This window comes from Actinomadura spongiicola (genome assembly GCF_003432485.1).
Taxonomy (GTDB): Bacteria; Actinomycetota; Actinomycetes; order Streptosporangiales; family Streptosporangiaceae; genus Spirillospora; species Spirillospora spongiicola.
Genome location: NZ_QVNQ01000005.1, coordinates 161,909 through 187,842 on the forward strand (window position 1 = coordinate 161,909; position 25,934 = coordinate 187,842).

General features: G+C 70.0%; 22 protein-coding genes and 1 pseudogene. 4 read left to right on the top strand and 19 right to left on the bottom strand.

The window, feature by feature from the left end; all coding sequences use genetic code 11:
- Positions 1-144: 144 nt before the first annotated feature.
- The 6 genes from D0T12_RS17245 to D0T12_RS17270 form a co-directional block, all read right to left on the bottom strand.
- On the bottom strand, positions 145-2,913 hold the full coding sequence (locus D0T12_RS17245) for a DEAD/DEAH box helicase (RefSeq protein WP_117400630.1): 2,769 nt from the start codon (positions 2,911-2,913) through the stop codon (positions 145-147).
- A 131-nt stretch (positions 2,914-3,044) separates the two neighbouring features.
- Positions 3,045-3,905: a twin-arginine translocase subunit TatC gene (gene tatC, locus D0T12_RS17250; RefSeq protein WP_117401068.1), complete on the bottom strand. Its 861-nt coding sequence runs from the start codon at positions 3,903-3,905 to the stop codon at positions 3,045-3,047.
- 51 nt (positions 3,906-3,956) lie between these two features.
- Positions 3,957-4,277: a Sec-independent protein translocase subunit TatA gene (tatA, locus tag D0T12_RS17255; protein WP_117400631.1), complete on the bottom strand. Its 321-nt coding sequence runs from the start codon at positions 4,275-4,277 to the stop codon at positions 3,957-3,959.
- A gap of 44 nt (positions 4,278-4,321) precedes the next feature.
- Positions 4,322-4,543, bottom strand: coding sequence for a hypothetical protein (locus tag D0T12_RS17260; RefSeq protein ID WP_233526127.1), 222 nt, complete (start codon positions 4,541-4,543; stop codon positions 4,322-4,324).
- Positions 4,544-4,671: 128 nt separating this feature from the next.
- Positions 4,672-5,655 carry a helix-turn-helix transcriptional regulator gene (locus tag D0T12_RS17265; RefSeq protein ID WP_117400633.1) on the bottom strand — a complete coding sequence of 328 codons (984 nt, stop codon included), beginning with the start codon at positions 5,653-5,655 and terminating at the stop codon, positions 4,672-4,674.
- Entirely contained in the window at positions 5,652-6,677 is a 1,026-nt protein-coding gene (locus tag D0T12_RS17270; protein ID WP_117400634.1) for a helix-turn-helix transcriptional regulator, read from the bottom strand. The genes D0T12_RS17265 and D0T12_RS17270 overlap by 4 nt, the downstream gene beginning before the upstream one ends.
- A gap of 236 nt (positions 6,678-6,913) precedes the next feature.
- Between D0T12_RS17270 and D0T12_RS17275 the strand changes: the two genes are divergently transcribed.
- Entirely contained in the window at positions 6,914-7,996 is a 1,083-nt protein-coding gene (locus tag D0T12_RS17275) for a DUF3866 family protein (protein WP_117400635.1), read from the top strand.
- 78 nt (positions 7,997-8,074) lie between these two features.
- On the opposite strand, the gene D0T12_RS17280 is transcribed toward D0T12_RS17275, so the two are convergent.
- The 13 genes and pseudogenes from D0T12_RS17280 to D0T12_RS17335 all read right to left on the bottom strand — a co-directional run bounded on the left by D0T12_RS17280 (position 8,075) and on the right by D0T12_RS17335 (position 22,066).
- Positions 8,075-8,563 carry a DUF3291 domain-containing protein gene (locus tag D0T12_RS17280; RefSeq protein WP_117400636.1) on the bottom strand — a complete coding sequence of 163 codons (489 nt, stop codon included), beginning with the start codon at positions 8,561-8,563 and terminating at the stop codon, positions 8,075-8,077.
- A 32-nt stretch (positions 8,564-8,595) separates the two neighbouring features.
- Entirely contained in the window at positions 8,596-9,252 is a 657-nt protein-coding gene (locus D0T12_RS17285; RefSeq protein WP_117400637.1) for a helix-turn-helix transcriptional regulator, read from the bottom strand.
- Between the two features lie 199 nt (positions 9,253-9,451).
- The gene (locus tag D0T12_RS36625) at positions 9,452-9,811 is read right to left on the bottom strand and encodes an FKBP-type peptidyl-prolyl cis-trans isomerase (protein ID WP_233526128.1); all 360 of its coding nucleotides are present in this window, start codon (positions 9,809-9,811) and stop codon (positions 9,452-9,454) included.
- A 123-nt stretch (positions 9,812-9,934) separates the two neighbouring features.
- Positions 9,935-10,378 (bottom strand): annotated as a pseudogene (locus D0T12_RS37395) (FKBP-type peptidyl-prolyl cis-trans isomerase); the annotation flags it as partial.
- A 99-nt stretch (positions 10,379-10,477) separates the two neighbouring features.
- Positions 10,478-11,836, bottom strand: a complete 1,359-nt coding sequence (pafA, locus tag D0T12_RS17295) for a Pup--protein ligase (protein ID WP_117400639.1) — start codon at positions 11,834-11,836, stop codon at positions 10,478-10,480.
- Positions 11,837-12,027: 191 nt separating this feature from the next.
- Complete coding sequence (prcA, locus tag D0T12_RS17300; protein ID WP_233526173.1) at positions 12,028-12,798, bottom strand: proteasome subunit alpha; 771 nt, start codon at positions 12,796-12,798, stop codon at positions 12,028-12,030.
- A gap of 21 nt (positions 12,799-12,819) precedes the next feature.
- Complete coding sequence (prcB, locus tag D0T12_RS17305; RefSeq protein ID WP_117400641.1) at positions 12,820-13,665, bottom strand: proteasome subunit beta; 846 nt, start codon at positions 13,663-13,665, stop codon at positions 12,820-12,822.
- A gap of 169 nt (positions 13,666-13,834) precedes the next feature.
- Positions 13,835-14,668, bottom strand: coding sequence for an endonuclease VII domain-containing protein (locus tag D0T12_RS17310; protein WP_199487514.1), 834 nt, complete (start codon positions 14,666-14,668; stop codon positions 13,835-13,837).
- A 421-nt stretch (positions 14,669-15,089) separates the two neighbouring features.
- Positions 15,090-15,299, bottom strand: a complete 210-nt coding sequence (locus D0T12_RS17315; protein ID WP_117400643.1) for a ubiquitin-like protein Pup — start codon at positions 15,297-15,299, stop codon at positions 15,090-15,092.
- Positions 15,300-16,105: 806 nt separating this feature from the next.
- A complete protein-coding gene (gene dop / locus D0T12_RS17320; RefSeq protein WP_117400644.1) occupies positions 16,106-17,623 on the bottom strand; it encodes a depupylase/deamidase Dop in 1,518 nt (505 codons plus the stop codon).
- A 129-nt stretch (positions 17,624-17,752) separates the two neighbouring features.
- Entirely contained in the window at positions 17,753-19,516 is a 1,764-nt protein-coding gene (arc, locus tag D0T12_RS17325) for a proteasome ATPase (RefSeq protein WP_117400645.1), read from the bottom strand.
- 295 nt (positions 19,517-19,811) lie between these two features.
- Complete coding sequence (locus tag D0T12_RS17330) at positions 19,812-20,795, bottom strand: tRNA (adenine-N1)-methyltransferase (RefSeq protein WP_117400646.1); 984 nt, start codon at positions 20,793-20,795, stop codon at positions 19,812-19,814.
- Between the two features lie 89 nt (positions 20,796-20,884).
- Entirely contained in the window at positions 20,885-22,066 is a 1,182-nt protein-coding gene (locus D0T12_RS17335) for a site-2 protease family protein (RefSeq protein ID WP_233526129.1), read from the bottom strand.
- Positions 22,067-22,170: 104 nt separating this feature from the next.
- On the opposite strand from D0T12_RS17335, the gene D0T12_RS17340 reads away from it, so the two are divergent.
- The 3 genes from D0T12_RS17340 to D0T12_RS17350 all read left to right on the top strand — a co-directional run bounded on the left by D0T12_RS17340 (position 22,171) and on the right by D0T12_RS17350 (position 25,583).
- Positions 22,171-23,193: a RecB family exonuclease gene (locus D0T12_RS17340; RefSeq protein WP_117400648.1), complete on the top strand. Its 1,023-nt coding sequence runs from the start codon at positions 22,171-22,173 to the stop codon at positions 23,191-23,193.
- Between the two features lie 210 nt (positions 23,194-23,403).
- A complete protein-coding gene (locus D0T12_RS17345) occupies positions 23,404-24,627 on the top strand; it encodes a sensor histidine kinase (RefSeq protein ID WP_117400649.1) in 1,224 nt (407 codons plus the stop codon).
- Positions 24,628-24,902: 275 nt separating this feature from the next.
- Entirely contained in the window at positions 24,903-25,583 is a 681-nt protein-coding gene (locus tag D0T12_RS17350; protein ID WP_117400650.1) for a response regulator, read from the top strand.
- Positions 25,584-25,934: the final 351 nt, after the last annotated feature.

The window sequence follows — 25,934 nt, forward strand, 5'->3', positions numbered from 1 at the left end:
GGCGGGGCCCCCTCGGCCCCGCCCCGGCGCCCCCGCCGCCACTGGCTTCCCACGGCCCTCAAAGATTTCGGGCGTCCCGATTGTGGCACCGAATCCCAAGGTCGGAGACGTTTTCCCCGGATTGGGACATTACGGTTGCGGTTTTCAGGCGACGGACGAGTACGCGACGACACCGCGGCGCATGGCGTCCATGGCTCGGCGGGCGGTCTTGCGGACGTGCCCGTTCGGCGGGGACGCGTCGGCGACCTGGCCGAGCAGGTCGAGGAGCTGTTTGACGGCGCGGACGAAGTCCCCGGCGGTGAGGTCGCCGTCCAGGAGGACCTCGTCGAGGTCGTCGCCCTTCGCCCACCGGTACGCCGTCCACGCGAACCCGAGGTCGGGTTCCCGCAGGAACGACACCCTGTTGTCGTGTTCGACGGCGTCCAGTTCCCCCCACAGCCGCACCATCGCGGCGAGGGCGTCCTGCGCGGCCCCGGCGGGAGTGCGGGGCGGGGCGGCGTCGTCGGGCTGCCGCGACTCGTACACCAGCGCGGACACGCACGCGGCGAGCTCGGCGTGGTCGAGCCTCTCCCACAGGCCGGTGCGGAGGCTCTCGGCGGTGAGGAGGTCCAGCTCGTTGTAGATCTGCCCGAGGCGGCGGCCCTCCTCGGTGACCGAGTCGCCGTCCAGGTACCCGAGCTGCTGCAGCACGCCGCACACCCGGTCGAAGGTCCGCGCGATCACCTGGGAACGGCCTTCGACGCGGCGGCGGAGCTGCTCGGTCTCGCGGTCGAGACGGTGGTACCGCTCGGCCCAGCGGGCGTGCTCCTCACGCTTGTCGCAGCCGTGCACGGGGTGGCCGCGCAGCTCCGCCCGCAACGCCGCGATCTCCGCGTCGTCGGGTGCGGCGGAGTCGCCGCGGGAACGTTTCCGGGCCCGGACGTCGTCGGGGACCTTCGCGCGCAGCGTCGACGCCAGATCACGGCGGTCCTGCGGGTTCCGGGGGCTGAACGACTTCGGGATCCGGATCCGCTCGACCGGTTCGACGGCGCGGGGGAAGTCCTGGATCGACAGCCGCTGCACGGACCGGTTCACCGTCAGCACCAGCGGCGCGGGCCCGTCGGAGCGGCGCCCCACCCCCGGGTCGAGGACGACGGCGAGGCCGGAACGGCGCCCCGACGGGACGACGATGACGTCCCCGGGCCGCAGATGCTCCAGTGACCTGGCGGCCTCCGCGCGGCGCGTCCCGGCCCGCTCCCGCGCCACCTCCGCCTCACGGTCGGACAGGCGGCGCCGCATCGCCGCGTACTCCATGAAGTCACCGAGATGGCATTCGGCGGCCTTCGCGTACCCGGCGAGGGCCTCCTCGTTCTTGTGGACCTGCCGGGCCAGGCCGACGACGGCCCGGTCGGCCTGGAACTGCGCGAACGACTCCTCCAGCAGCGTCCGGGCCCGTTCGATGCCGACGGCGCCTACGAGGTTGACCGCCATGTTGTACGACGGCCGGAAACTGGAGTTCAGCGGGTAGGTGCGGGCACCGGCCAGGCCCGCGACCGACGCGGGTTCCACGTTCGGGCCCCACACCACCACGGCGTGGCCCTCCACGTCGATGCCGCGGCGCCCCGCCCGCCCGGTGAGCTGCGTGTACTCGCCGGGCGTCAGGTCGACGTGCGCCTCCCCGTTCCACTTGTCGAGCTTCTCGATCACGACGGTCCGGGCGGGCATGTTGATCCCGAGCGCGAGCGTCTCCGTCGCGAACACCGCCTTGATCACACCGCGGGTGAACAGCTCCTCGACGATCTCCTTGAACGTCGGCAGCATCCCCGCGTGGTGGGCGGCGACTCCGCGTTCCAGCGCGGCGAGGAAGTCGGCGTACCCGAGGACCCGCAGGTCCTCGTCGGACAGGTCGGCGGTCCGCAGTTCGGCGTGCGCGCGGATCTCCTCCGCCTCCTCCTTCGACGTCAACCGGATCCCGGCGTGCAGGCACTGCAGCACCGCCGCGTCGCATCCGGCGCGGCTGAAGATGAACGTGATCGCCGGGAGCAGCCCGGCCCGTTCCAGCCGTTCGATCACGTCGGGCCGGGCGGGCGGCCGGTACCGTTGCGGCCGGGCCGTGCGCCGCCGCCCGGTGCGGCGACCGGCGTTGACCTTGGCGCGCCGGACCTCCTCCACCGCCATCCGCGTCAGCTGCGGGTTCAGCCGCGCCTGCCGGTCCGCGCCCTTGCCGGTGTCGACGAACAGGTCGTACAGGCGGGTCCCGACCAGCATGTGCTGGAACAGCGGGACGGGACGGTGCTCGTCCACGATCACCGCCGTGTCACCGCGGACCGCGTGGAGCCACTCGCCGAACTCCTCGGCGTTGCTGACCGTCGCCGACAGCGCCACGATCCGCACCGAGTCCGGGACGTGGATGATGACCTCCTCCCAGACCGCGCCGCGGAACCGGTCGGCGAGGTAGTGCACCTCGTCCATCACGACGAACGCGAGGCCCGCGAGGGTGTGCGACCCCGCGTACAGCATGTTCCGCAGCACCTCCGTCGTCATCACCACGACGGGCGCCTCCCCGTTGACGCTGTTGTCACCGGTGAGCAGCCCCACCTTGTCCGGCCCGTAACGGCGGACGAGGTCGGCGTACTTCTGGTTCGACAGCGCCTTGATCGGCGTGGTGTAGAAGCATTTCCCGCCGCCGGTGAGGGCGAGGTGCACGGCGAACTCCCCCACCACCGTCTTCCCGGATCCGGTGGGCGCGGCGACGAGCACGCCGCTGCCGTCCTCCAACGCCTGACACGCCTCGATCTGGAACGCGTCCAGATCGAAGTCGTACAGGGTGCGGAAGTCCAGCAGCGCCGGGCCGTTCCCGGCGGTGCGCCGCCGGTAGTCGGCGTACCGCTGTGCCGGGGTCTGCGCGGCCTGCGCGGTGTCGGGGGTGGTCATGCCTTCGAGCCTACGGTTTCGACCGGCCCGATTCCCAATCCGGGGACGATCCCGCCGCACGCGCCGCGCCCGGGGCCCGGGGCCGCCCGCGTTCAGACCGCCCGCTCAGACGGCCCGCTCAGACGACGGGATCAGACGGCCCGGTCGCCCTTCTCCAGCGCGGCGTCGACGGCGTCGAGGTTCAGGGGGGACGCCTCGTCGTCGGACAGGTCCGCGTACGGGTCGGGTTCGCGGGCCCTGCGCCGGTCGTGGAAGTACGCGATCACCTCGGCGATCTCGAACAGCACGATCGTCGGCAACGCCAGCGCCAGCATCGTGAACGGGTCCTGGCTGGGGGTCGCGACCGCCGCGAACACGAACACCCCGAAGATCAGCAGCCGCCGCGACTTGCGGATCCGCGCGTGGGTGAGGATCCCGACGACGTTCAGCATGACCACGAACAGCGGCAGCTCGAACGTCAACCCGAAGATGAACAGCATCGCCTGCGCGTAGCTGAGGTAGTCCTTCACGCCGATGAGCACGGTCGTGTCGCCCGGCGCGAGCCCGATGAGGATCTCCAGGCCCTTGTCCATCGTCAGGTACGCCAGGGCGGCGCCGAGGAGGAACAGCGGCACCGCGGCCGCCATGAACGTGTACGTCCAGCGGCGTTCCTTGTTGTACAGGCCGGGCGCGACGAACGCCCAGATCTGGTACAGCCACACCGGGGACGACAGCACCGCCCCCACCATCAACGCGACCTTCAGGTGGACGAAGAACCCTTCGAAGATCCCATGGACCACCAGGTCGCACTTGTTGTTCAGGCAGTGCTCGGTCGGGAGCCGCGTGTACGGCTGCGTCATGAACTCCCAGACCGGGGTGAAGACGATCCATCCGACGATCGCGCCGAGCACGAGGCCCAGGATCGCCTTGATCAACCGGGATCGCAGCTCCCGGAGATGCTCCATGAGGGGCATGCGGCCGTCGGGGGCGGCGGCGCTCCTGCTCAGCTTCATCGTGGGCATTCAGGTTCGGGGGTGGGTGTCGGTCGGCGTCGCGGGCGCCGGTCAGCCGCTCTTGCGGACCTGACCGGGGTCCGACACCGGCACGCCCTGGATCGGCTCACCGGCCCCGAGCGCGCCGCGGGGCCGCGCGGCACCGCCGTCACCGGCCTCGTCCCGCGCGTTCTTCTCCGCCGCGCCCGCCTGCGCCGACTTGGCCGTCTGCGCGTCGTCGTCATCGTCGTCGCGCAGGCCCTTGGTCTCGGCCTTCAGGATCCGCGCCGACTTGCCCAGTGACCGGGCCAGCGTCGGGAGCTTCGCCGATCCGAACAGCAGCAACACGACTGCCAGGATGATCAGAATCTCGGTCGTGCCAAGTCCAGCCATGACAATCCTCTTCAGCAGGGGTCCTCAATCGAGGACGCGAGGTTTCATGCCGATCGTACGCCGTCCCCGCGCGGTTGTGACGTGTGCGCGTACTCCGGATCGGAGAGTTCACGGGCCAGCGCCGACTGTTTCGTCACCAGCCGCCGCCTCGCACGCTCGAGTTCATGGCCGAAACGCCGTACTCCCAGCCACACTCGGAACGCGCAGAAGGCGATCACGGCCAGGCCGATCGAGCCCGCCGCCACCGACATCGCAACCCACGCCACGCCGCCACCGTAGCCGATCCGCTCCGGACCCGCGCGGCGGCCCTCACCCGCCGGGCGACGTCCCAGGCAGCGGGCCTGGCGACGGGCCGGGCGGGGCAACGGGCGGGGCGGGGGCCGGGCCCGGCCGGTCAGGTCATGCCGTAGCTGGCCAGCGCCCGCGCGGCATCCTCCCGGATCTCGGACGCGAGCCGTTCGGGCGCCACGACCCGGCCCTGCCCGCCGAGCCGCAACGCCAGGCCCCGCACCCACCGCGTGTCCGGGGTCCGCAGCACCACCCGCAGCCGCCCCTCCCCGATCTCCTCCACCGATTCGCACGGGTAGTAGTCGGCGACCCACCGGCCCCGCGGCGTCAGCTCCAACGTCACCGCCTCGTCGTGCGGCGACGGGCGGAACAGGCCCGCGTCCACGTCGATCGGCTCCGCGCCGTCGGGCACCTCCGCCGCCACGTCCAGCACCGACAGGTCCGCGATCCGGTCCAGCTTGAACAGCCGCACCGCCTCCGCCCGCCGGCACCATCCCTCCAGGTAGGTGTTGCCGTCCACGACCAGCAGCCGCATCGGGTCGACGTCCCGGTCGGTGTTCTCGTCCCGCGCCGGAACGTAGTACGTCAGGTGCACGCGGCGGCCCCGCGCGATCGCCTCCCGCAGCAGGCCGACGCCGCCGCCCTCCGGGTCGGTGGACCCGGGGTGCACGTCGACCTCCACCGCGACCTTGCTGGACACGGCCGCCGCCGTCCCCGCGGCCCCCTCCAGCTTCGCGATCACCCGGCTGAGCGCGTCCCGGTCGTCCAGGCCGGGGATCTCGGCCAGCATCCGCAACGCCACCAGCAGCGCGGACGCCTCGTCCACCTTCAGCCGCAGCGGACGCGCGATCGACTCCGCCTCCGCCACCGTGATCTCCCCGCCCTCGTACGACAGGTCGATCGGGCAGTACGGGTCGGGGCCGCGCAGCTCCACGCACCACAACAGGTTCAGGTCGTCGATCAGCTGCTTCTGCGTCACCCCGAACGCGGCGGCGGCCTCCTCGAGCGCCACCGAGTCACGGCTCACCACGTACGGGACGAGCGCCAGCAGCCGCGCCAGCCGGTGCGTGGAGGTGGCCGGGGCGCTCATCGCCCGCTCACCGCCTCCGGCGCGGCCCCCTGCGCGGCGCCGTGCGCCGTGCGGGGGGTGTCGGCGGCCAGCACCGACTTCAACTGGTGGATGACGGCCTCCCGAAGATCCGGCGGGTCCAGGACGACGACGTCGTCGGCGAACCTCGCCAGGTAGGGGGCGAACCGCTCCGCGTCACGGAACGTCAGGGTCGCCTCGTCCCAGGCCCCGTCCTCCACGGGCCGCACGTCGCGCGCCCACCGCCGCGGGCCCTGCGCCGCACCGGCCCGCAACCGCACCGTCGCCGGCCGCGGCTCGCTCACCGGATCGCCCCAGTCGAACGCGATGCGCCGCACGTCCACACCCTCGGGCACGGTGACCGACCCGGCGGGCCCGATCGTCTTCACGTCCCCGACGATCCGGCTCAGCCGGAACACCCGCTGCTCGTCGCGGTCACGGTCGAACCCGACCACGTACCAGCGGCCCCGCCGCGACACCACGCCCCACGGGTCCAGGTGCCGCCGCGCCACCGACGTCCGCCCGATCCCCTGGTAGTCGAACGCGACCGGCCGGCCGTCGCGGACCGCCTCCCACAGCGCCGGGAACGCCGGTTCGCCCGTGCTGACCCTGGGCTCGATCCCGACCCCGTTCGGCACGTCCGTCTCCACGCCCGCGGCCCGCAGCTTCAGCAACGCCCCGGACGCCGCCTCGGCCATGCTCGCCCGCCGCCACACCCGCGCGGCCAGGCCGAGCACGGCCGCCTCGTCGGGTGTCAGGTGGATGTCGGGCAGCTCGTACGCCTGCGGCGGGATCCGGTACCCGATCTCCTCACCGCCGCCGCCCTGCTGGTCACTCCCCACCTCCAGCGGGACGCCGAGCTCACGCAGCTCTTCCTTGTCCCGCTCGAACATCCGCTTGAACGCCTCGTCGGAGTCGGGGTAGCCCGGCACCGCCCGGCGGATCTGCTCGGCCGTGAGGTACCGCCGCGTGGCGAGCAGGCAGACGACCAGGTTCAACAGTCGCTCGGTCTTGCGCCGTGACATGTGACCCCCTTCCCCGCACGACACGCTACCGGACCTGGCTCCCTCCACAGCAGGAGATCGCCGACTTGCCGGGCATCGCCTCGACTTTCCCCTCTGTCACTCCGATGTCACCCCGATGTCACTCCGACCGGGGACGACGACGACCCGGGGACGCGCCGCTCACTTCTGCCGCCTCCCGGCTCACGGCCGGCCACGACCGGCTGTGCCCGCGTCCCCGCTGCACTACGTTGTCCGGTGTGATCCGATGGCGCAGAGGCACGGTCGAGGAAGTCCGCCGAGAATGGCCCGGGGCGGTCGAACTGGCCGTCTCGATCGACGGCGACGGCACCTGCCGCGCCCTGGCCTACCCCGCCCTGGTGGGACGCCCCGAGGCGGGAGACACCGTCCTGCTCAACACCACCGCCCTGGCGATGGGCCTCGGCACCGGCGGATACGCCATGGTCGTCGCGATCCCCGACCGGCTCCCGCCCGACCCGTCCGGCCCCGGCCACCTCGTCAAGGCCCGCTACACGCCGTTGCAGGCCACCGTCCTCGGCGCCGACGAGCAGGACTCCCCCCACCACGGCGTCCTCCGCGACGCCGACAGCGTGGACGGCATGCCCGTCGTCGTCGCCGACCTGCACTCCGCGCTACCGCCGATCCTCGCCGCGCTCCTTGCCGAACGACCGTCCACGCGCGTCGTGTACGTCATGCCGGACGGCGGGGCGTTGCCGTCCTGGTTCTCCATGTCGATCGCCCGTCTCAGGGACGCGGGTGCCCTCGCCGCCACCGTCACCGTCGGGCAGGCGTTCGGCGGCGACCTCGAGACCGTCACCGTCCACACCGGGCTCCTCGCCGCCCGGCTCGTCCTGAACGCCGACGTCGCCGTCGTCGCCCAGGGCCCCGGGAACCTCGGCACGGGCACCCGGTGGGGGTTCTCGGGCGTCACGGCGGGCGAGGCCCTCAACGCCGCGTCGGTGCTCGGCGGACGACCCGTCGGGACCCTGCGCGTCAGCCAGGGCGACGGACGCGAACGCCACCTCGGCGTCTCCCACCACTCCCTCACCGCCTACGGACGCGTCGCCCTCGCCGCCGCCGACATCCCCGTCCCCGAACTCGGCGGCGAGTTCGGCGCCCGCGTCGCCGCCGGCGCCGCACCGCTCGGCGACCGGCACCGGCTCGTCCCCGTCGCCGTCGACGGCCTGCGGGACGTCCTCGGCGCCGCGGAGAAGGACTGGGGCGTCCGGCTGTCCACCATGGGCCGCCGCCTCGACGAGGACCTCGCCTACTTCCTCACCGCCGCGGCCGCGGGCCGCCACACCGCCGCCCTCCTCGCCTGACCCCCGCACCGCGCCACGGCACCCCCGGCCCGCGCTCGGGCGCCCCGGGACCGCGCCCGAGCGTCCCCCGGACCGCGCTCACCCGGCCGGGCGGCCCGCGGCCGCCTCCTCGGCGGTGTAGGACGCGTTGAACGTGAACGCCTGGGGCGTCGGACCGTGCTCGCGGACCGTCCGCAGCCGCTCCATCGCCTCCTCCACCGTCGGGACGTGCCCCGCGGGAATCCACCACAGCACCAGATGCGCCTCCGCGTGCCGCCGGAACCACTCCCGGCGCCGCCGCATCACCTCCAGGTGGCCGCTGCGGTAGGCGAAGTCCCACAGCGCCTCGACCGACTCCCACACCGAGAAGTTGATGATCACGTCGGCGCCGGCGGGACGCAGCCGGGTCGCGTCCGGCATGCCCTCCTCCACCAGCCGCCACACGAACCCGGGCGCGGCGTCGGCGAGCGCGTTGACCGGGTCGAGCAGCTCGACGAAGCCCGCCAGGCGCGGGTCGTCCAGCGGACGGTGCAGCGTCGCGACGTTGAACTGGGCCAGATGGTGCCGGGCGGCGTCGTGAGCGGTCATGGAGATCACTCCACCACGCCGCCTCTTCTATGTCAATCTTCGTTGTTTTTAGAATCTTCGGCCACCACGCAACACCACCCCGGCCGCGGATCCAGCCGCACCCGCACCCCCGACCCCTCCACCAACCCCTCCAGCAACGCCAGATTCATCCCGCACACCAACGGCGGGAACTCCTCCGCCACCGCCCCGAACGGACAGTTCCGCATCCGAACCACCGCGCCGTCCTCATCACGGACAGGCCCATAACCCCGCTCCGCCAAAACCCCCTGCACCTCGTCCAAACCGCTCCACGTCCCCGCAGGACCCCGCAACGCCCTCCCCCGGCGCCGCGCCACCTCCCACACCTCCCGATCGAGGCCCCCCGACTCCGCCGCCTCCGCCAGCAGCCCCGCCGCCGTCCGATAGTCCCGCGCCGGCACCGACACCCCCCGCTCCACCGCCGACAACCGGTACACCTTCGCCGGACGCCCCGCCCCCGGCCCCGACCGGCCCGTCAACCGCCTACTCCCCACCTCCAACAACCCCGCACCGACCAACTTGTCCAGATGGAACGCCGCCAACGTCCGCGCCACACCCACCACCTCCGCCGCCTCGTTCCGCCCCACCTCACGACCCCGCGCCGCGACGAACTCGTACAACCGCCGCCGCACCGGATCCTGCAACAGCGCGATCGCCTCGATGTCCTCCACCCCACCAGTCTAAGAACAACCAACGTCCCCAATAGAGAACACGCCCGGCAACCACCCGGGACCACGCCATCGACCGACCTCCGGGGGGAATCGGCGCCGTCGCCGCCGCGCGTGGCCCGCACACGCCCCCGAGCGCCCTCACGAAGTGACCCGCTACGCGCACCGGCCCGGCGAAGCGCGCCGCCGGACGCCGCCGCCGTCAGTGCGCGCCCAACAGATCCACCACGAACACCAACGTGTCATCACCCCTGATCCCGAACCGCGCCAAACCCTTCGCCCCGTACCCCGACGACGGCGGCACCACCAACAACACCCGACTCCCCACCCGCTGCCCCACCAGCCCCCGCTCCCACCCCTCGATCACCTGACCGGACCCGAGCACCACCCCGGACGGACGACCCGCCGCCCACGACGAATCGAACACCCTCCCGTCACGCCAGAACACCCCCGCGAAATGCACCACCGCCAACTGCCCGTCCCGCACCACCGGACCGTCACCCCGCACCAACGCCCGCACCCGCAAACCCTCCGGCGGCGCCACCCGCGGCACCGTCACCACCGGCGCCCCACCCGCAGCCCCCTCCCCCACCCGCGGCAGACCCCCGTCCTCCAACGGCGCCTCCCGCACCCCACGCGGACCCGCCCCACGCGAATACACCGCCCGCACATCCAGCACGTACACCAACGTGTCACCCGCACCCACCCGACGCCCCGGATCACCCTCCACACCGAAACCGTCCTCCGGCGGAATCCGCGCCACCACACGCGACCCCGGACGCGCCCCCACCAACGCCCGCGTCAACCCCCGCACCAACCGACCCGTCGGAAACGCCCCCGGCCGCCCCTCCGCGTAACTACTCGCCAACAGCCTCCGCCCACCCCCGTTCCACCGATAACCCACATAATCCGCCACCACCAGATCACCCCTCCGCGCCGCGGCGCCCCGCCCCTCCACCAACGTCCGCACCGCGAACGAACCCGACGGCGCCCCCTCCGGAAACCGCACCTCCGGCACACGCCCGAAATCCCCACGCACCACAACACCGACCTCAGCACCACCACCCGAACACGCCGACACCACCAACACCACGACGACCAGCCACAACAACCGGACCCCACGCCACATACAACAACCCTTCACAGGGACGAAAAGCTCCGCGCGTCACCCTACCGCCCCCGTCACCGGACGGTCACGCACAGCACACGACCCGCCCCCGCGAGCCCCTCACATCCCCGCGATCAACTTGTCCACCCGCTCGTCCACCGACCGGAACGGGTCCTTGCACAACACCGTCCGCTGCGCCTGATCGTTCAACTTCAAATGCACCCAGTCCACCGTGAAGTCACGCCGCTTCTCCTGCGCCTTCCGAATGAACTCCCCCCGCAACCGCGCCCGCGTCGTCTGCGGCGGCACCGACTTCGCCTCGAAAATGTCCAGATCCCGCGACACCCGCTCCACCGACCCGCGCCGCTCCAACAAGTAATACAAACCCCGCTCACGATGCACATCGTGATATGTCAGATCCAACTGCGCCACACGCGGCGACGACAACGGCAGATCATACTTCCGCCGATACCGCTCGATCAGCTTGTACTTCGTCACCCAGTCGATCTCCCGCGCCACCAGGTCCAGATCCCCCGTCTCCACCGCCCGCAACGTCCGCTCCCACAACTCCAACACACGCTTCGCCGTCGCGTCCCCACCACGCGCGTCCACGAAATCCCGCGCCTTACCGAAATACTCCTTCTGAATCTCCAGCGAACTGGCCTCCCGACCATTCGCCAACCGCACCTTACGACGACCCGTCATGTCATGACTCACCTCACGGATCGCCCGAATCGGATTCTCCAACGTCAGATCACGCATCACCACCCCCGCCTCCACCATCCGCAACACCAGATCCGTCGCCCCCACCTTCAACAACATCGTCGTCTCACTCATGTTCGAGTCACCGACGATCACATGAAGCCGACGGAACCGCTCCGCATCCGCATGCGGCTCATCCCGCGTATTGATGATCGGCCGCGACCGCGTCGTCGCCGACGACACACCCTCCCAGATGTGCTCCGCCCGCTGCGACACGCAGTACACCGCACCACGCGGCGTCTGCAACACCTTCCCCGCACCACAGATGATCTGACGCGTCACCAGATACGGAATCAGCACATCCGCCAACCGCCCGAACTCACCATGCCGCCCCACCAGATAATTCTCATGGCAGCCGTACGAGTTCCCCGCCGAATCCGTGTTGTTCTTGAACAGATAGATGTCCCCCGCGATGCCCTCCTCCCGCAACCGCCGCTCCGCATCGACCAGCAGCCCCTCCAGGATCCGCTCACCCGCCTTGTCATGCGTCACCAGATCCACGACACTGTCGCACTCCGGCGTCGCATACTCCGGATGACTCCCCACATCCAGGTACAACCGCGCCCCGTTACGCAGGAACACATTGCTGCTCCGACCCCACGACACCACCCGCCGGAACAGATAGCGCGCCACCTCGTCCGGTGACAACCGCCGCTGCCCCCGGAAGGTGCAAGTGACGCCGTACTCGTTCTCAAGCCCAAAGATGCGCCTGTCCACACCCCGACCCTATGCGGCCCAGACCCGACTTGGCAGTCTCTCCCACCGACAGGTTCCCCTGAACATCACAACCACCGCACACACGACAGGCCCGCCGCCACAGGAGCAGCCGACACCACCCCCGGCGACGGGCCCGAACCCACCCGAACACCCACACGCCCCACCACCCCGGCAGAGCGAACACGCCCAGATCAACCCCCGTCGGCACCCTCCACACCCTCGCCACCCTCACCGGCACCCGGCCCCGAACCACCCGACGCGCCCCCCGACGCGCCCTCGTCCGCCGCCGACAACAGATCACCGATCCGCGCCGCCGACAACCGCCGGAACAACCGATGCTCACGGTTACGATCCAGCACCGCCACCTCCAGCGACGTCGCCTCCAAACGCCGCTCCGAATCCTGCGCCTCCAACGCCCGCACCGCCGTCCGCAACGCCGAAGCCAACGACGCCCCCTCCCGGTAACCGTCCTTCAACGACTGCGCCACCGCGTCCGCCTGACCCCCCATCGCCACATAACCGTGCTCGTCCGCCACCGAACCATCGAACGTCAACCGGTAGATCTGATCCGTCTCCGCGTCATCACCCACCTCCGCGACGACCAGCTCCACCTCGTACGGCTTGTTCGTCTCCGTGAAGATCGTCCCCAGCGACTGCGCGTACACGTTCGCCAACCCCCGCGCCGTCACATCACGACGGTCATACTGGTACCCGTTGATATCGGCGTACCGCACACCGCCCAGCCGAAGATTCTCGAACTCGTTGTACTTCCCCACCGCCGCGAACGCGATCCGATCATAAATCTCACTGATCTTGTGCAACGCCCGCGACGGATTGTCCGCCACGAACAAGATGCCATCGTCATACTGCAGAACCACGACACTGCGACCACGCGCGATACCCTTACGCGCATAATCCGCCTTGTCCTTCATCTGCTGTTCGGGCGACACATAGAACGGCATGGACACCGAACTGGATCCCTTCTAACGCAGCGGGGCGGTCGGCCCGCCCGGCGACTCGTAACGACCATCCACGACGGCCCGCGCCAACGCGCCCACCTCGTCCTCGCCCAACCGGCGATACCCCTCCGACGTCACCGACGCCACCACGGGAAAGATCCCCCGCGTCAGATCGGGCCCACCCGTCGCCGAGTCGTCATCGGCCGCGTCGTACAGCGCCTGCACGCACACCAGCCCCGCGTCCTCCGCCGACAGGTCCTCGCGATACAGCTTCTTCAACGCCCCCCGCGCGAACACCGAACCCGACCCCACCGAGTAGAAGTCCCGCTCCTCGTACCGGCCACCCGCCGGATCGTACGAGAAGATCCGCCCCTCGTCCCGCTCCTCGTCATACCCGGCGAACAACGGAACCACCGCCAGACCCTGCATCGCCATCCCCAGGTTCTGCCGCACCATCGTCGCCAGCCGGTTCGCCTTGCCCTCCACCGACAGCGTCCGGCCCTCACGCTTCTCGTAGTGCTCCAGCTCCACCTGGAACAAGCGCACCATCTCGAGCCCGATCCCCGCCGTCCCCGCGATCGCGATCGCCGAGAACTCATCCGCCCGGAACACCTTCTCGATGTCCCGCTGCGCGATCACATTCCCCGCCGTCGCCCGACGATCCCCCGCGACCACCACCCCACCGGGGAAGCTCACCGCAACGATCGTCGTCCCATGCGGGATGTCATCCCCCACCCGCGACGACGGCGGCGTCCGCCGACCGGGCAGCAACTCCGGAGAGTACGACCCCAAGAACTCCGTGAACGACGACGTGTCCGGGCTCGCGAACAAACCCGGCAGACGCCCGAACTGCGAATCATGGGACGCCACGCGACTCCCTTCCCTCCAGCATGGCACCGGCACCCTCACGGGCCCCACCGGCACGGACGACTACGACCCTACTGTTCAAGGTCGCCCCCGCGCATGCCACCCGATCCCCGGGCAAGTCCGCCCACGGCGAACCACACCCCACCCACCGGGCCCGGCCCCACGGACGGACTCACACGGACGGCACAACCCCCTCCGGGCCCGCGCCACCCCACGTCGGCATGTCGAGCTCCTCATCGAACGGCAACGTCCGCTTCCGGTACCGACCGTCCTCCTCCCAGATCGCCTTCCACCCGCCCTTCGGAACCGTGACCGGATCGACGTCCGGCACCGTCAACGACAACCGCTCCCGGCCGTCCTCACCCGTCACCGTCCGCACGAGCCGACCCGTCACGTAGTCCGCAGCACGACGAAGCGCGATCGGATCGTCCCGCAACTGCCCCATGCCCGTGTTACAGCCCGAACACGCCAACCCGCGCACCGAACCGGACACATGATCGTGATCGACGTGCTCGGCAGGGAAGTCGAAGCACACCCCGCACAGACCCACCTGCACCTTCAGAAGCCACTCCGTGTCCTCGTCGTTGATGCCGTACTTCTGGCGCAGGTGATAGTGCCGAGCCGACCTCGCGGCCGCGCCCCTCGTCCGCCACTCCGGGTCCCAGCGCACACGGTCGGGACCGCCGAACACCGGAGCGCCGATCTCGATGCGCATACGCCGAGCGTGCGACCCGCGCAGTTCCAGATAGTCCGCCGCCAGGCGGAGACGGTCGGGGTCGTCGTGAAACTGCCCCAGCCCGCCATTGCACTTGAAGCACAGGACGCGACGCACGAGCCCCGTCAGGTGATCGTGGTCGACGTGCTCGGCGTCCGCGCGAAGACAGATGGCACAGACGCCGCCCTGCTCGGCGATCATCTGATCCACCTGCTCCTCCGTCACGCCGTACCGAAGCTTGAGCAGGTAGTTGCGGGTGCTCCCGTGGTTGCGGTTCCTGATCTCCGTCATCACCCGGGTATGACACGGACGGCAATAATCAGCAAGCCCGGACTTGTGCGCCCGATTACTTCCGAAGTCGGTGACAGACTTGATCTCTCTGCACCGCGGACAGTACTTCTTCCCCTCTGGAACGTCCGAGTGTCTTCGATACGGCCTCGCCACTTTCCCCGCTTCTGCCTGCTTTTTCCGATATGACCGACTGTTTCGCAAGCCGAAACAGGGCTTGCAGTAGTGGGCCAGCCCGTCCTTGGAGGACCTGAGCTTCCAGAACTCCACGGCGGACTTGACCTCGCCGCAATCGAGACACCTTTTCGAAGACATGGGCGGGACTTTAGCAGCCCGCCCATGCCCTTACTGCCATTTTAAGTTTTACGAGGATCGCCAGAGTTCACCATTCTCTGGACGCTCTCTCGAATGTCCGATTTGTCCGTTATTGTCCGCCTTTTTGCACATACGCGCGGACGAAGTCTTCTGCGTTCTCTTCTAGTACTTCGTCTATTTCGTCCAGAATTGAGTCCACGTCATCGGTGAGCTTGTCCTGGCGCTCTTGCACGTCTTCGGTGGTCGTGGCCTCGGTCTCCTCGACCTCTTCCGTGCGCCGCGTGGTCTGCTTCTGACCGCCGGTGTCCTTCGTGGCCATTCCGTACCTCCGCTCTGCCGGTGCTCTCGACCCTATCTCCGATCTTCGACGGCGAGCGGATCTTGAACATCCGTTTCGCCGCTTCCGTCCCGGGGGCCGGGGGCATGCTCGGGTTATCGCCCGCCGATCGACCACTGAAACGGGCATAGCGGTCACGATACCGAGACATCCGATGTTTGCGCAGGTCAGGATGCTAGCGAACGCTCGATAGCTCAACTATCCAATGGGTCGCGCCGGGACGGAGGACGGCGGATGGCGGCGTCTGGCTTAGGACGGCGGGGTTCGCAGGACAGCGGGGTTCAGGGGCCTCAGCCCTCGATGAGCCCTGGACGGGCTGTGCCGGGCGAGAGCGGGCGCCTCCGGGTGCGACCTCCTCCTCGCGGCGAAGCATCAGGGCCTGCCCAGCGACGCCATCCTGCGCGCCGCCGACGCCGTCGGCCGTTGAACGACGCCCAATGGTGCGCGTCGCGCCCCTCTCGACGTCCGGCCTGTGCCTCGCTCTCCCGGGGGCGTGCGGGAACGCGGTGTCGGCCAGGTGGTGGGTGCTTGTCCCGGATTGAGGGGGATGGGCCGTATCTGTAGCCGAGGTTGAGGAGGTCGCCGTGCTCGGGTGGTGTGGGGACGGTTTCCAGAGCACGGTGCGGCCGTCGACCGTAAAAGCTGGCGCTCTCACCGACCGGGAGCGGCTGCCCCAACAGCGATCCTCACGCCCCCGCCGATGCCCAAGTGGGGAGGGGTGCGCTGAGGTCGTGCCGGTGAGGGGCGATGCGGTCGGCGACGCTCGCGGGCGGGCGCTGTGGCTCTGCTCAGCTCTGGCCGGTGAGGGTGGCGACGAGGTCGGCCGCGGTGCGGCAGCGGTCCAGGAGGGCGCCCACGTGCTGCTTGGTGCCGCGTAGCGGCTCCAGGGTCGGGACGCGCTGGAGGGATTCGCGGCCCGGGACGTCGAAGATGACGGAGTCCCAGGAGGCGGCGGCGACGGAGTCGGCGTACTGGCGCAGGCAGCGGCCGCGGAAGTAGGCGCGGGTGTCCTCGGGCGGGTCCTCGACGGCGGCCTGGACTTCGGTTTCGGTGACGACGCGGTCGATGCGGTCGCGGTCGACGAGGCGGTTGTAGAGGCCCTTGTCGGGGCGGATGTCGGTGTACTGGAGGTCGACGAGTTGGAGGCGCGGGTGGGACCAGTCGATGCCGTCGCGGCTGCGGTAGCCCTCTAGGAGGGAGAGTTTGGCGACCCAGTCGAGTTCGCGGGACAGTTGCATGGGGTCGTCGCCGAGGCGGTGGAGGACGGATTCCCAGCGGTCGAGGACGTCCTTGGTCATTTCGTCGACGTCGGAGCCGAAGCGGTCTTCGACGTATTTGCGGGACTGTTCGAGGTATTCCATCTGGAGTTGGACGGCGGTCATCTTGCGGCCGTCGCGGAGGGTGAGCTGGTGTTTGCAGGTGGGGTCGTGGGAGACGGCGCGGAGTGCGGCGACGGGCATGTCGACGGAGAGGTCGACGGTGAGGAAGCCGTCTTCGATCATGGCGAGGACGAGTGAGGTGGTGCCGAGTTTGAGGTAGGTGGAGAGTTCGGCCATGTTGGCGTCGCCGATGATGACGTGGAGACGGCGGTATTTCTCGGGGTCGGCGTGGGGTTCGTCGCGGGTGTTGATGATGGGGCGTTTGAGGGTGGTTTCGAGGCCGACTTCGACTTCGAAGAAGTCGGCGCGTTGGCTGATTTGGAAGCCGTCGCCGCGTCCGTCGACGCCGATGCCGACGCGTCCGGCGCCGGTGACGACCTGGCGGGAGACGAAGAAGGGGGTGAGGTGGCGGACGATGTCGGCGAAGGGGGTTTCGCGGCGCATGAGGTAGTTCTCATGGCAGCCGTAGGAGGCGCCCTTGTTGTCGGTGTTGTTCTTGTAGAGCTGGATGGGGTGGGTGCCGGGGACCATGGCGGCGCGTTGGGCGGCGTCGGCCATGACGCGTTCTCCGGCTTTGTCCCAGATGACGGCGTCGCGGGGGTTGGTGCATTCGGGTGCGGAGTATTCGGGGTGGGCGTGGTCGACGTAGAGGCGGGCGCCGTTGGTGAGGATGACGTTGGCGAGGCCGAGGTCTTCGTCGGTGAGTTGGGTGGGGTCGGCGACCTCGCGGGCGAGGTCGAAGCCGCGGGCGTCGCGGAGGGGGTTCTCCTCTTCGAAGTCCCAGCGGGCTCTGCGGGCGCGTGCCGCTGATGCCGCGAGGTAGGCGTTGACGACCTGGGAGGAGGTCACCATCGCGTTGGCCCCTGGCTGTCCGGGTACGGAGATGCCGTACTCGGTCTCGATGCCCATCACCCGCCGAACACTCATATCGTCGAGCCTATCGGGGCGCGGGGGGTGGGGGCACGCGGCCGGGGCTTGGTGGGGGGTGTGGCGGGGCATGGCTGCGCGGCGGCCTCGGGTGTTGAGGCCGCCGCGCGTGTCGTGCCAGGGGGTGTGTCAGAGGTATTGGCCGGTGTTGGCGACGGTGTCGATGGATCGGCCGGCTTCCGCGCCCTTGGTTCCGGAGACGAGGGTGCGGATGTAGACGATCCGTTCGCCCTTCTTGCCGGAGATGCGGGCCCAGTCGTCGGGGTTGGTGGTGTTGGGGAGGTCTTCGTTCTCGCTGAACTCGTCGACGCAGGCGGCCAGGAGGTGGGTGACGCGCAGGCCCTTCTGCCCGGTGTCGAGGAATTGTTTGATGGCCATTTTCTTGGCGCGGTCGACGATGTTCTGGATCATGGCGCCGGAGTTGAAGTCCTTGAAGTAGAGGACTTCTTTGTCACCGTTGGCGTAGGTGACTTCGAGGAAACGGTTCTCCTCGGTTTCGGCGTACATGCGTTCGACGGTGCGCTGGATCATGGCTTCGACGGTGGCGTCCGCGGAGCCGCCGTGTTCCTTGACGTCGTCCGGGTGGAGTGGGAGTCCCTCGAGGATGTATTTGGAGAAGATGTCCTTGGCGGCTTCGGCGTCGGGTCGTTCGATTTTGATTTTGACGTCGAGGCGGCCGGGGCGGAGGATCGCGGGGTCGATCATGTCCTCGCGGTTGGAGGCGCCGATGACGATGACGTTCTCGAGGCCTTCGACTCCGTCGATCTCGCTGAGGAGTTGGGGGACGATGGTGTTCTCGACGTCGGAGGAGACTCCGGATCCGCGGGTGCGGAAGATGGAGTCCATCTCGTCGAAGAAGACGATGACGGGGGTTCCGGCGGAGGCCTTTTCGCGGGCGCGCTGGAAGACGAGTCGGATGTGGCGTTCTGTTTCGCCGACGTATTTGTTGAGGAGTTCGGGGCCCTTGATGTTGAGGAAGAAGCTCTTGCCTTCTTGGCCGGTCTTCTCCGCGACCTGTTTGGCGAGGGAGTTGGCGACGGCCTTGGCGATGAGGGTCTTGCCGCATCCGGGGGGTCCGTAGAGGAGGACGCCCTTGGGGGGCCTGAGTTGGTGTTCGCGGAAGAGGTCGGCGTGCAGGTAGGGCAGTTCGACGGCGTCGCGGATCATTTCGATCTGTGAGCCGAGTCCGCCGATCTCGTTGTAGGAGATGTCGGGGACCTCTTCGAGGACGAGTTCTTCGACCTCCGCCTTGTGGATTTTCTCGTAGGCGTATCCGGAGCGGGGTTCGAGCATGAGGGAGTCGCCTGCGCGGAGGGGGACTCCGCGGAGGGGTTCGGCGAGTTTGACGACGCGTTCCTCGTCGGCGTGTGCGATGACGAGGGCGCGTTCGCCGTCGTCGAAGAGCTCTTTGAGCATGACGACTTCGCCTTGTTCTTCGAAGGCGAGGGCTTCGACGACGTTGAGGGCCTCGTTGAGCATGACCTCTTGGCCGCGTTGGAGTTCGTCGACGTCGACGGCGGGGCTGACGTTGACGCGGAGTTTGCGTCCGCCGGTGAAGATGTCGATCGTTCCATCGTCGCGGGCCTCGAGGAAGACTCCGAACCCGGATGGTGGTTGTGCGAGCCTGTCGACCTCCTCCTTGAGCGCCACGATCTGTTCGCGAGCCTCCTTGAGGGTCGCTACGAGACGCTCGTTCTGACCGGTTACGGCGGCCAGGTTGGCCTGTGCCTCATGGAGGCGTTCTTCCAGAACACGTACTTGGCGGGGGGATTCCGCGAGCTTGCGGCGCAGCACGGAGATCTCCTCCTCCAGGAAGGAGATCTGTGTTTGGAGGTCCCTGACCTCCTTTTCGTGCTGCGCCCTTCGCGCCCCAGCGTCGTCACGAGCGGCCACGCCCCGTCACCTCCTCATGAAGAGCCGACGACCTACTGAGACCCTACCTATCTGGAGGGCTTCCGTAACCTGCCCATTCGGTGTTCGTGTCGTGCGGTGGGGTTCCGCGGGGGTTGGGAGGGGTGTCGTGGGGGCGGTGTGGGGCGGGGGGTTACGGGGCGTGGACCTGGGGGTTTGTGGGGGTTGGGTGGGGTGTCGTGGTGGGTTTGGGGGTTGGCTGGTGCGGGGGGTGGGATTCCGGGGTGTCGTGGTGGGTGCGGGGGTCGTGTCGTGGGGTGTGGGGGCGGGGTGTGATCTACGACTCGGTGGTGTGCCCGGGCGTGGCGAGTCCCGGCGTGGCGGGTTCGGGTGTGGCGGGGGCGGGCGCGGGTTCGCGGGTGGCGGGTTCGTCGGGGGCGGGGTGGGCGGCTTTGGCGGGGCGGCGGCGTCGGGCGGGTGGGGTGACGCCGTCGGCGAGGCGGCGGGCGGTGACGAGGAAGCCGGTGTGGCCGATCATGCGGTGGTCGGGGCGGACGGCGAGGCCGTCGACGTGCCAGGTGCGGAGCATGGTCTCGGAGGCGGTGGGTTCGGCGAAGCGGCCGTGGGCGCGGAGGTCTTCGACGACGCGGGACATCTGGGTGGTGGTGGCGATGTAGGCGCAGAGGATGCCGCCGGGGACGAGGGCCTGGGCGGCGGTGTCGAGGCATTCCCAGGGGGCGAGCATGTCGAGGACGACGCGGTCGATGTCGGTTTCGGTGAGGTGGTGTTCGAGGGAGCCGACGGTGAGGCGCCAGGCGGGGTGGGGGGCGCCGAAGAACTTTTCGACGTTGGTGCGGGCGATGTCGGCGAAGTCGGGGCGGCGTTCGTAGGAGGAGAGGAGGCCGTGTTCGCCGACGGCGCGGAGGAGGAAGCAGCTGAGGGCGCCGGATCCGGCTCCCGCCTCGACGACGCGGGCGCCGGGGAAGATGTCGGCCATGGCGATGATCTGGGCGGCGTCCTTGGGGTAGACGACGGCGGCGCCGCGGGGCATGCGGAGGGCGAAGTCGGCGAGGAGGGGACGGAAGGCGAGGTATTCGACGCCGCCGGTGGAGCGGTAGACGGTGCCTTCGGGGTTGCCGATGATGGCGTCGTGGGGGACGGAGCCTTTGTGGGAGTGGTAGAGCTTGCCGGGTTGGAGGGTGATGGTGTTGATGCGGCCTTTGGGGTCGGTGAGCTGAACCTGGTCGCCGGGGCGGAACGGGCCGTGGGGTGTGCGGCGTGTGGTGGGGGTGGTGGCGCCGTTCGGCTGGGGTTCGCTCATGAATGTCAAGGCTAGCGGCGGGCGTGGGACGTTCGGGCCGGTCGGGGTGGGGGTGGGTTCGGGGGTCGGCCGGGGTCTGTGCGGTGGGGTCAGATGCCGGTGAAGGCGCGGTCGATGTCGGTGGTGGCGAGGACGCCGTAGACGCGGCCGTCGGGTTCGACGAGGAGGTATTCGGAGGCGGGGGCGCGGCGGAGGGCGTCCATGAGGTCGTCGCCGGAGATGTCGGCGGGGAGGGTGAGGTCGTCGTCGATGCCGCGGGAGAGGTCGCCCGCGGTGACCCAGGGGCGGCGGTGGTGGGGGGTGGCGGTGACGGCCTTCTCGTTGACGAGGCCGAGGGGTCGTCCGTCGTGGTCGGCGATGACGATGGCGCCGGCGTGGTCTTCCTGGGCGCGGCGGACGGCTTCGGCGAGGGGGACGTCGGCGGTGACGAGGGTGGCGCGGCGGGCGAGGCGGCGGGCGGACAGGAGGGGGATGCGGTCGCGGACGTGTTCGGCGCGGATGGCGTGGGTGGCGCCGACCCAGATGAAGGAGGCGACGAGGGCGGACCAGAGGAGGGCGAGCCAGCCGATGCCGCCGTCGTCGCCGGTGCCGTAGGTGGCGAGGAAGGCGCCGGCGACGAGGGTGGCGAGGGCGACGCCGCGGCCGACCCAGCCGGCGATGATGGCGCCGCTGCGGGCGCGTCCGGTGGCCTTCCAGACGGCGGCGCGGACGAGGCGTCCGCCGTCGAGGGGGAGGCCGGGGAGGAGGTTGAAGACGCCGACGAGGAGGTTGGCGAAGGTGAGGGCGTCGACGAGGAGGAGGGCGACGTCGGGGAGTGGGAGGAGGGCGTGGGTGAGGAGGCCGAGGCCGGCGAGGACGAGGTTGACGAGGGGGCCGGCGAAGGCGATGAGGAATTCGCGTCCGGGGGTGGGGGCCTCGCGTTCGATGGAGGTCTCGCCGCCGAGGATGTGGAGGGTGACGGATCGGACGGGGAGGCCGAAGACGCGGGCGGTGACGGCGTGGCTGAGTTCGTGGACGAAGACGGAGCCGTAGAGGAGGACGGCGTAGAGGAACGCGACGAGGTAGCTGACGGGGCGTTCGACGACGTCGTGGACCTGTCCTTCGAACATGACGGTGACGAGGGCGGCGACCAGGAACCAGCTGGGCGAGACGTAGATGGGGACGCCGAGGAGGCGGCCCATGAGGAGGCCGGGCCGTGGTGTGGGGCCGTTGTCGTGGCCGGGGCCGCCGGCGGGCGTCTTGCCCTCGGTCGGGGGCGCGCTGTGTGTCACGCTACCGATGCTACGGCCCCGGTGGGTGGGGCCGGGTGGTGGTGTGCGGGTGGGGGCGTCGGGGTGCGGGATTTCGTCGGGGGTGTGGCCTAGTGTGCTGTGCCATGACGACGACCGAGGCGGGTAGTGAGGCGTGCGTTCCGTCCGCTGGCGGCGGCGGTGAGGCGACCGGGTCGACCGGGCCGGTGGAGTCGGTGGAGTCGGTGGAGTCGGTGGCTGCCGCGGGTTCGGCGGGGTCGGTGGGTGTGGAGGTGGTCGGGTCGTTGTCGCCGTCGCGGGCGAGCGATTTCATGACGTGTCCGTTGTTGTATCGGTTCCGGGTGATCGATCGGTTGCCGGAGCGGCCGAGTGCGGCGGCGGCGCGGGGGACGCTGGTGCACGCGGTGCTGGAGCGGTTGTTCGATCTTCCGCGGGGTGGGCGGACGGCGTCGGCGGCGGTGGAGTTGGTGGGTCCGGAGTGGGAGCGGCTGTTGGCGGCGGAGCCGGAGTTGGCGGCGTTGTTCGGGGACGGGGAGGCCGGGGACGCGGAGCGGGCGGAGTGGTTGGAGCAGGCGCGGCGGATGGTGGAGCGGTACTTCGAGTTGGAGGATCCGCGGCGGTTGGAGCCGGCGGAGCGGGAGTTGTTCGTGGAGACGGTGCTGGATTCGGGGTTGAAGTTGCGGGGGTACATCGACCGGGTGGATGTGGCGCCGAGTGGTGATGTGCGGATCGTGGACTACAAGACGGGGACGGCGCCGCGGGCGGATTTCGAGGCTCGGGCGTTGTTCCAGATGAAGTTCTACGCGTTGGTGCTGTGGCGGTTGCAGGGGCGGGTGCCGCGGTTGTTGCAGTTGATGTATCTGGGCAACGGCGAGGTTCTGCGGTATGCGCCCGATGAGGGGGATCTGCGGGCGACGCAGCGGAAGGTGGAGGCGCTGTGGGAGGCGATCCGGCGGGCGATGGACGGCGGGGAGTGGCGTCCGCGTCCGGGTCGGTTGTGCGACTGGTGTGACCACAAGGAGCGGTGCCCGGAGTTCGGGGGCACTCCCCCGCCGTTGCCGGTGGGGCCGGTGGGTCGTCCGTCGCCGGCGGATCTCGAGGGTGGGGGCGGTGGGGAGGTCCCGGCGCGCGAGCGCGACGATCTGTGATCGTTCCGGTCGTGTCGCCGGTCGGGTTTCCGGTCATGCCGCCGGTCACGGCTCCGGTCACGGCACTGGTCCGGTCGCTGTTCAGGGGCTGGTCCGGGTGGGCCGGTGCGGGGGTGGAGCGGCGGTGGGAGGCGTGTCCTCCTTGGGGAGGACCGCGGATCGGCGTTCAGGAGGGCTCACGACCTGGTGCGACCTCCTAGGGTGAGAGTCGTGTCACCCCGCATCCGTGGTCTTCTGTCCTTCCGCGCATGGCTCAAGGCGCGTCCGCAGGCGGCGGACGCGTTGCTCGCGGTGGGTCTGCTGGCCGTGGGGCTGCCGCAGCTGTTCCTGGAGAAGCTTCCGGCGACTCCGGAGTTCGAGCGGTTCCGTGACCCGGACGTGTGGGCGGCGCTGCTGGTCGCGGCGGTGACGTTGGCGTTGACGTGGCGGCGCCGGGCTCCGCTGACGGTGCTGCTGGTGATCTGTTGCGGTGAGATGGCGCTGGCGCTGGCGGAGTATCCGCCGGGGCTGCCGGACGTGGCGGCGTTCCTGGTGGCGGTGTACTCGGTGGCGGCGTATCGCGGGTTGGCGCAGAGCGCGCTCGGCGGGCTGATCGCGTTCGGGTACTTCGTGACGTTCCTGTTGATGTTGCCGGTGTCGTCGTCGCCGCTGACGATGATCACCGATGCCGCGTTGGTGGCCGGGGTGTGGGTGCTGGGCCGCAACCTGCGGCTGCGGCGGGCGTATTTCGCCGAGTTGGAGGATCGGGCGGCGCGGCTGGAGCGGGCGCGGGGCACGGACGCGCGGGCGGCGCGGATCGAGGAGCGGTCGCGGATCGCGCGGGAGCTGCACGACGTGGTGGCGCATCATGTGAGCGTGATGACCGTGCAGGCGGGCGCGGCGCGGCGGATCATCGACCGGGATCCGGGGAGTGCCCGGGAGGCGATGTCGACGATCGAGGAGGTCGGTCGGACGGCGTTGAGCGAGATGCGGCGGATCGTGGGGGTGCTGCGGACGGACCGGGACGCGGAGCGGGCGGGGCAGGAGTTGGCGCCGCAGCCGGGCCTGGGGGATCTCGGTGAGCTGCTGGACCACGTCCGGGAGACGGGCCTGTCGGTGCAGCTGTGGATCGAGGGTGAGGCGCGGCCGCCGTCTCCGGGGGTGGACGTGGCGGCGTTCCGGTTGATCCAGGAGGCGTTGACGAACACGCTGAAGCACGCGGGGCCGCAGGCGCGGGCGTGGGTGCGGTTGTACTACGGGGACGGTGATCTGACGGTGGAGATCGAGGACGACGGTCGGGGCACGGCGACGTTCATGGGGGACGACGGCGCCAAGACGGGGCACGGTCTTGTGGGAATGTACGAGCGGGTGGCGCTGTACGGTGGCGAGTTGAAGATCGGGCCGCGGGTGGGCGGCGGGTTCGGTGTGCGGGCGCGTTTCCCGCTGGAGGCGTGAGGTGGCCCGCGGATCCGCCGGTCCGGTCGGCGACAACCGGGCGGTGAGCACCGGTCGGCGCGGTCCGGGCGTGCATCCGGGCGTGCATCCGGGCGTGCATCCGGGCGGAAGTCTGGACGGTGGGATTCGGGCGGTGTGGTCCGGTGGGGCCATAGGGTGGGCTGGAGCGTTGTGAGGCGAGGAGCGGTGACGATGAACGGACCGGCCTGTGACGGGGGGACGTCCCCCCGCGCGTCCCGGAACGGCCCGGTGCGCCGGGCGGACGGGGCGGGACGATGACGACGGTGCGGGTGCTGCTCGTCGACGACCAGCCGTTGCTGCGGACGGGGTTCCGGCTCATCCTGGAGGCGGAGCCGGACATCGCGGTGGTGGGTGAGGCCGGGGACGGCGCGGCGGCGGTGGAGATGACGCGGTCGTTGCTGCCGGACGTGGTGTTGATGGACATCCGGATGCCGGGCGTGGACGGGATCGAGGCGACCCGCCGGATCATCCGGGAGGGCGCGGCGTCGCACGATCCGCGGGTGCTGATCCTGACGACGTTCGACCTGGACGAGTACGTGATCGAGGCGGTGCGGGCGGGGGCGAGCGGGTTCCTGTTGAAGGACTCGCCGCCGGAGGACCTCGTCCAGGCGATCCGGATCGTGGCGGCGGGGGACGCGATCGTGGCGCCGTCGGTGACGCGGCGGTTGCTGGACCGGTTCGCGACGCGGCTGCCGGCGGTGCGTGACCAGCAGCCGCCCCCGGGGCTGGACACGTTGACCGAGCGGGAGCGTGAGGTTCTGGCGCATGTGGCGCGGGGCCAGTCGAACGCGGAGATCGCGGCGGAGCTCGTGGTGAGTGAGACGACCGTGAAGACGCATGTGGGGAACGTGCTGGCGAAGCTGGGGTTGCGGGACCGGGTGCAGGCGGTCGTGTACGCGTACGAGACGGGTTTGAGCAGGCCGGGCCAGAGCTGACCGGCGGCGCCGCCTGACAACGTCCCCTCGCCGCCCCCCTCTGCTGCCCCTTGCTGCCCGTCGTTGTCTTCGTGTTGGCGGGCGCCGGGGTCTCAGGGATGTCCCTGAGACCCCGGCGCTCGTGTCGGTGCTGGTGAGCGGCGCCGCGCCGGGCCGCGGGGGCGGGTCCGGCCCCTGAGACACCCCTGTCTTTCGGTGGGCGGGACTACTCCGCTGGTACGACCGGTGACAGGTCGCTCCTGCTACGGGTGGACGGGCGATTCGGTTCCTGGGGGTCATCTCAGGAGATCTTCGGGCTCCTAGTGTTTTGAAGGTCGGATCGCCGGGGGCTCGGCGCGGTCTCGACGCGAA

What these genes read in the sequence shown, in the direction of transcription:
- D0T12_RS17245 (WP_117400630.1), bottom strand. Translation starts at nt 2,913, where the DNA reads ATGACCACCCCCGACACCGCGCAGGCCGCGCAGACCCCGGCACAGCGG.
- tatC (WP_117401068.1), bottom strand. Translation starts at nt 3,905, where the DNA reads ATGAAGCTGAGCAGGAGCGCCGCCGCCCCCGACGGCCGCATGCCCCTC.
- tatA (WP_117400631.1), bottom strand. Translation starts at nt 4,277, where the DNA reads ATGGCTGGACTTGGCACGACCGAGATTCTGATCATCCTGGCAGTCGTG.
- D0T12_RS17265 (WP_117400633.1), bottom strand. Translation starts at nt 5,655, where the DNA reads ATGAGCGCCCCGGCCACCTCCACGCACCGGCTGGCGCGGCTGCTGGCG.
- D0T12_RS17270 (WP_117400634.1), bottom strand. Translation starts at nt 6,677, where the DNA reads ATGTCACGGCGCAAGACCGAGCGACTGTTGAACCTGGTCGTCTGCCTG.
- D0T12_RS17280 (WP_117400636.1), bottom strand. Translation starts at nt 8,563, where the DNA reads ATGACCGCTCACGACGCCGCCCGGCACCATCTGGCCCAGTTCAACGTC.
- prcA (WP_233526173.1), bottom strand. Translation starts at nt 12,798, where the DNA reads ATGCCGTTCTATGTGTCGCCCGAACAGCAGATGAAGGACAAGGCGGAT.
- D0T12_RS17310 (WP_199487514.1), bottom strand. Translation starts at nt 14,668, where the DNA reads ATGACGGAGATCAGGAACCGCAACCACGGGAGCACCCGCAACTACCTG.
- D0T12_RS17315 (WP_117400643.1), bottom strand. Translation starts at nt 15,299, where the DNA reads ATGGCCACGAAGGACACCGGCGGTCAGAAGCAGACCACGCGGCGCACG.
- dop (WP_117400644.1), bottom strand. Translation starts at nt 17,623, where the DNA reads ATGAGTGTTCGGCGGGTGATGGGCATCGAGACCGAGTACGGCATCTCC.
- D0T12_RS17330 (WP_117400646.1), bottom strand. Translation starts at nt 20,795, where the DNA reads ATGAGCGAACCCCAGCCGAACGGCGCCACCACCCCCACCACACGCCGC.
- D0T12_RS17340 (WP_117400648.1), top strand. Translation starts at nt 22,171, where the DNA reads ATGACGACGACCGAGGCGGGTAGTGAGGCGTGCGTTCCGTCCGCTGGC.
- D0T12_RS17350 (WP_117400650.1), top strand. Translation starts at nt 24,903, where the DNA reads ATGACGACGGTGCGGGTGCTGCTCGTCGACGACCAGCCGTTGCTGCGG.